Raw genomic sequence first — 1,533 nt, 5'->3', positions numbered from 1 at the left:
TGATGGCTTGGGTGAGGCTGGGGGTGGGTGCTGTGGGGGTGGGGGTGTCTTGGCGCAGGAGGCGCAGCATGGTGCGCAGGTCGGTTACCGACCGATGACCCATCGCCATGACGTCCTCCAGGGCGCTCGCCACGCACCGACTGCGCGGGTGCTGGCCCAGCGCCTGCTGGGCCAGGAGCACCATCTGGGTGTTGGCGCGGGCGAGGGTGTCGTGCAGGTCCCTCGCGATCGCGGTCCGCTGCGCGGCCAGGGCGGCGAGGCGCTCCGCCTCCATCCGCTCCATCTGCGCGCGGAAGTAGAGCAGGGCCATCCCCGCGCTCGCCGAGCCGCAGAGGAGGACCGGTGCCTGGAGGATCACGTAGGCGCCGGCGCCACCGGCCTGCGCGCGGAGGGTGACGTTGACGCAGGAGGACGCCAGGATGAGGCCCGCCTGTCGGAAGCGTCTGACGGGGATGAGGAGCGCGGGGCTGAGGAATCCTGCTGTCTCGAGTGGGGCCGCGAGGAGCAGATGGGGCGCGGCGGCGATGCCCGTGGCCAGGGTGATCGGGACTGCCCAGGGGAAGCGGTCGATGAGCAGTAGGCAGGCAACCGCGAGAATGCTCGCGGTAAGTGTGAGATCCTGGAAGTATGTGACGAGCGCGGTCGCTTGGAAGACGACGAACGCTAATATGACGGCCAGGCGCAGGGCGTTCCGGGTCTGATACCGGTGCGGATCGAGCACGCCCAGGAATCTCATGAGAGGCCGCTCGAGAGGCCCCTGCGGTGCGCCTCGACGACGATCTCCAGCCTGCTCGCGACATTCATCTTCCGCATGATCGCGGAGACGTGGGTCTTCACCGTGGTCTCGGCGACGTTGAGGCGGCGGGCGATCTGGTGGTTGGAGCGCGCCTGGCACAGGAGCTCGAGGACCTCCTTCTCCCGCTCGGAGAGGTCGAGCTCCTCGGCGGCATTCGTCTTCGGGGGCTGGCCGGAGATGTAGCGGTCGAGGATCCTGCTCGTGGGGCCCGGCGAGAGAACCTTGTCGCCCTCGTGGATCGTGCGGATCGCGGCGATGAGCTCGGCCGGGGGCGTCGTCTTGAGGAGGAAGCCGGAGGCTCCCGCGGCCAGCCCTCCGTCGAGGAAGGTGTCGTCGTCGAAGGTCGTCAGGATGAGCACGCTCGTGGCCGGCGAGATCTCCCGCACGCGCCGGGTGGCCGTTACCCCGTCGAGGATGGGCATCTGCACATCCATGAGGACCACGTCGACGGTGCGCTCGTGGACGATGCTCACCGCGTCGGCGCCGTTCTCCGCCGTCGCCACCACCTCGATGCCGGGCGCGTCCCGCAGGGTGCTGGCGATGGTATTGCGCACGATCGGGTCGTCGTCGACGACGATGATGCGGATGTCGCGGTCAGTGGCTGAGGGGGGCATGGCTCGTCTCCAGGGAGAGTGGGAGGGTGAGTGTGAGGGTCCAGTGGTGGTCGGTGGTGGTGTGGGTGAGGGTTCCGTCGAGGGCTTGGGCGCGTTCGTGCAGTCCGATGAGTCCGAGTCCTG

Annotated in this window: 2 protein-coding genes; both read right to left on the bottom strand. The window is 68.8% G+C overall.

Translation table 11 applies throughout. The annotated features are described in order from the left end of the window. Nucleotides 1–736, bottom strand: a 736-nt coding sequence (locus tag B1H50_RS09470; protein WP_198939987.1) for a histidine kinase dimerization/phosphoacceptor domain-containing protein, incomplete at its 3' end; no start/stop codon positions are given. Continuing rightward, entirely contained in the window at nt 733–1,410 is a 678-nt protein-coding gene (locus B1H50_RS09465; RefSeq protein ID WP_080463529.1) for a response regulator transcription factor, read from the bottom strand. The genes B1H50_RS09470 and B1H50_RS09465, both read right to left, overlap by 4 nt. Nucleotides 1,411–1,533: the final 123 nt, after the last annotated feature.

Source organism: Actinomyces gaoshouyii (assembly GCF_002072175.1).
Lineage (GTDB): Bacteria > Actinomycetota > Actinomycetes > Actinomycetales > Actinomycetaceae > Actinomyces > Actinomyces gaoshouyii.
Note: the sequence above shows the minus strand (reverse complement) of the source record. Positions and strands in the feature narration are given on the sequence as shown.

Coding starts and splice junctions, on each gene's coding strand:
- B1H50_RS09465 (WP_080463529.1), bottom strand. CDS start 1,410: ATGCCCCCCTCAGCCACTGACCGCGACATCCGCATCATCGTCGTCGAC.